The following is a 4,000-nucleotide window of genomic DNA, read 5'->3' on the forward strand; positions in this document are numbered from 1 at the left end:
ACTCGGCGCTGTACCCTTATATCTGAATGTAGTTGTAAACGGCGCAGTAGCCGCATTTTGTTGGCCGAAGATGCGCTGAAACGATTCCTGAGCTACGCGCCTCATGGGTGCTCAATCCCTGATTGTACCTGGCCATCACAGAGGTATAATCAGGGATTTTCCTTCCTCGCCTCACCATCGCGCTGCACGAAGCAAAAAAGCCCCGCGCCCGGCTGGGCCTGTGGACGCTACTGGACTCGAACCAGTGACCCCCGCCTTGTAAGGGCAAATGGGCCCCGTCGTGAGAAGAAGTAGAGGTTGCAATTAGCTTGCAATTCTAGATGGAACCAACCATGTCCGACGGGATAGGTCACCATTTAGTGACGAGGAGTATTCAGCGTGTTGATGCAAGGTCGTTGGTGAGGTTTGAATTACCCCCCCCACTCCGGCATATGATTAGCAGCACTATCTTGACCTTGACCCAAGCAGACCCTGCTCCGAAAATATAGAGGCCAGATTTCAGGGGACCAGTTTAGTATATTCCTTCAACCAACGCCTAATATCGCCGTAAATGCTCGGCACTCTATTTGCGTAGCCCTGTGCGAGCCAGAAACCAGCGGATAAATCGCTGAATCATGTTGTCAAGTTCTTAACAAATCCTTGACATTGTTCGTCGAGAAGTGTTAGAATTGGTTGCTAGCTATGAGCGATGTAGTAAAACAGGCACTTCTGGCTCGATTATCAGTCGGAAGACGCAGAAATTTCAGGCGCTATGGCAGGGTCGGTGGACCGGGGAAGGTTAGCCGAGCACCATTTGGATACTACTGGGACGGGGAGCGGCTCAAAATCGACGCTGAAAAGGCGGGGTTGGTACGCCGAATCTACACGCTGCGCGAGGAGGGGCTGTCGCTGGGCAAGATCGGCAAGTATCTGGGGCGTAACGGATTCCGTACGAATCGCGGTGGGAGCTTCTCCAGGCAAGCGATCAGCAATCTTCTGCGGAACCCCTACTATGCGGGCGCTTGTCGGTACGGGGAACTGTTGATTGAGAGGGACCACGAGCCGATTGTCTAGACCGCTCCAAATAGACTCCCGGTGGCCGGTCTAAGGAATTTTCAGCCCTTGCCCTATATCCCTGAATTCTCGACCAGCTTGGAAGATTGCAGCGGGAGTCGATCGGGCTTTCCTGATCCGAGGAAAGAGCAACGCATGGAATATCCCCATGTCTGCGAACCTCGGCAATGGCATATCCAGACTGACCCCACGTGACGGCGGGAACTCTTCCGATAACTCAGCTTGGTCTCCGGCTGGCGGATGACCTCAAGTGACAGCACCAAGCCAGGTCCTAAAGTCCTCAATCTGAGTCTCAACCGATGCTATTGATGCTCCGCCAGCAACGCCTGTTTTAGGTATTTCGTAATCAGCTTGCAGCCGATTCAATACTTCCTGGTCCAGTTCCGGGCTGACATTCTGAAGGTCACCCAAAGCAAATTCGGTGACGTGTAGGCCCCGTGCCACCGCCTTCCGGACAAGGGCCTGTCCCATACGATAAGCCGCTCTGAAGGTGCTGCCTCGCTCGGTCAGCAGCTGCACAACGCCTTCCATTTTGATTTCTGGAATCATCGCTGCGCGGATGGCCTCCGAATGGACCGTCAGTGAATCGACTGCTGTTGCCACGGCTGGCAAGAGCAGGTTGAGGGTCTCCACGGTATCAAAAAGGGCCTCCTTATCTTCCTGAAGGTCCTTGTTGTAGCCCGCGGGTAATCCTTTCAGGACGGCAAGGATGGCGTGAAGGTTCCCAATCAGGCGGCCGGCCTTGCCCCTGGCAAGTTCGAATACATCGGGATTCTTTTTATGCGGCAGTAGACTGCTGCCTGTGGTGCTGTTATCGCCGAGTGTGATGTAGCCGAACTCCTGGGATGACCACAGGATCATATCCTCACCCAACCGGCTCAGATGGATCCCCAACCGAGCGCCAATATAGAGAAAATCGATGATAGCATCTCTGCTCCCCACAGCGTCAATACTGTTGGCGGCAGGGCCACTGAATCCCAACTCCGCCGCAATCCAACCGGTGTCCACAGGAGCGTAGGTGCCCGCGAGAGCTCCCGACCCCAGGGGGCATTTGTCCATCCCATTCAGGTTGGCAGACAGGGCTGATATATCGCGTTGCAGGGCAATCGCATGGGCAAGAAATATGTGCCCCAGGCTGACGACTTGCGCCTGTTGCAGATGCGTATAGCCAGGGAATGGGGTCGCCTTGTGCGCTTGAGCCTGATCAACGATGACTTTGATGAGGTTCCGCCCTTTTTCCATGATGGTGGCCGACTGTCCCTTGAGATATAACAGAATGTCCGTCGCCACCATGTCGTTTCGGCTGCGGCCAAAGTGGAGTTTTTCAGCCGGTTCGCCAATGATTTCGCCCAGGCGCCTCTCAACCGCCATATGGATGTCCTCATCCCCGCTCTCTGGGAAAGCGCTCCCTTTTACTGACAGTTCACGATCAATTAGGTCAAGTCCTTTGAGAATGGCAGCCACATCATCAGCCGTCAAGGCCCCGCCCTTGCGCAGCGCCCGGGCCCATACCCGGGAAACGTCCAGATCGTGGACCCCGAGCCGCCAGTCAAAATGCGCGCTCCGATTCAAGGCATCAATTTCCGGTGCCAGGTCCATGCTGAATCGTTCCCGCCAAACTTTACCGCCCATAATTAGTCCCTCTTGAAGCTCTTAAAATAGTCCGTCGCCCGGTATTTGCCCTTCTTAACGCCAGCCTCGGAAAGCAGGGCCTCTACCTTGCCGGGTAAGCCGAACAGATTGATGAAACCTTCGGCATCACTTTGATCGTAGACATCCTCCTTGCCGAATGTAGCCAGATCTTCGCGGTAAAGGGAGTAGACAGAGCGGCGGCCGGCGACTAGGCAATGACCCTTGTACAGTTTCATGCGAACAGTGCCGCTGACATATTTTTGCATGGCCGTTACAAAAGCATCCAGGCTTTCCCGTAGGGGCGTAAACCACTGTCCACGATAGACAATGCTCGCATATTCTTCGGCTATGATATCTTTGTAGTGCTGTGACTCATTATCCAGGGTCAAGGCTTCCAGTTCACGATGGGCTGTTGTCAGGATGGTGCCCCCCGGCGTTTCGTAAATACCGCGGGATTTCAGGCCCACTACCCGATTTTCCACCATGTCCACAACGCCTATGCCATGCCTTCCGCCAACCTCGTTGAGCTGGAGGAGCATATCGACAACTGACAGGCGATCTCCATCCAGTGCCACCAGTTGACCCTCCTCGAAGGTTAGAACGATATATTCCGCCTCGTCGGGTGTTTGAGAAATCGGCCGGGTCCGTTTCAGGAGCCCGTCATCCATTTCCGTCCAAGGGTCTTCCAGTGGCCCCCCTTCGTGAGACGTGTGCCAGATGTTTTCATCGTGGCTGTAAATATCGTCTGCCGTCGCGGATACCGGTATGCTTCGTGCCCGGGCGTATTCGATGGCTTCCTCTCTGGAGGCAATGTCCCACTGCCGCCAGGGGGCGATGATTTTTAATCGCGGCTCAAGGGCCATATAGGCCAGCTCGAACCGAACCTGGTCGTTCCCCTTGCCCGTGCACCCGTGGGCCACGGCGTCTGCGCCGATCTCTTTGGCCAGCTTGACTTGCTGCTGGGCGATAAGTGGCCTCGACATACTGGTACCCAGGAGGTATTTGCGCTCGTATACGGCGCCAGCCCGCACAGTTGGCCAAACGAAGTCCTTGAGAAAGACCTCGCACAAGTCTTCCACAACAACCTCATCTGCTCCCGTTGCCTTAGCTTTTGCGCGCACGGCATCCAGGTCGTCATTCTGGCCCACATTGGCCACATAGGCGACGACTTCGCAGCGGTACCGTTCCTTCAGCCACGGTATAATGATGCTCGTGTCCAGTCCACCTGAATATGCCAGGACGACTTTTGATATGGGCTCATTCATGATTGTGCTCCTGTAAATGTTTTCAAAAAAAAGCCCCAGGTCTGATTCCC

Annotated in this window: 3 protein-coding genes; 1 reads left to right on the forward strand and 2 read right to left on the reverse strand. The window is 54.9% G+C overall.

Annotated elements, in window-relative coordinates; all coding sequences use genetic code 11:
* Positions 1-846 precede the first annotated feature (846 nt).
* Positions 847-1,053 carry a recombinase family protein gene (locus IH971_11035; GenBank protein MCH7498363.1) on the forward strand — a complete coding sequence of 69 codons (207 nt, stop codon included), beginning with the start codon at positions 847-849 and terminating at the stop codon, positions 1,051-1,053.
* A 246-nt stretch (positions 1,054-1,299) separates the two neighbouring features.
* Here the strand turns inward: IH971_11035 and argH are convergent, their stop codons facing one another.
* A complete protein-coding gene (gene argH, locus IH971_11040) occupies positions 1,300-2,685 on the reverse strand; it encodes an argininosuccinate lyase (GenBank protein ID MCH7498364.1) in 1,386 nt (461 codons plus the stop codon).
* A gap of 2 nt (positions 2,686-2,687) precedes the next feature.
* Positions 2,688-3,968 (reverse strand): argininosuccinate synthase, encoded by a 1,281-nt coding sequence (locus IH971_11045; protein MCH7498365.1) that lies wholly within the window; start codon positions 3,966-3,968, stop codon positions 2,688-2,690.
* Positions 3,969-4,000: the final 32 nt, after the last annotated feature.

This window comes from Candidatus Neomarinimicrobiota bacterium, assembly GCA_022560655.1.
Classification (GTDB): Bacteria; Fidelibacterota; Marinisomatia; order SCGC-AAA003-L08; family TS1B11; genus JADFSS01.

What these genes read in the sequence shown, in the direction of transcription:
- argH (MCH7498364.1), bottom strand. Translation starts at nt 2,685, where the DNA reads ATGGGCGGTAAAGTTTGGCGGGAACGATTCAGCATGGACCTGGCACCG.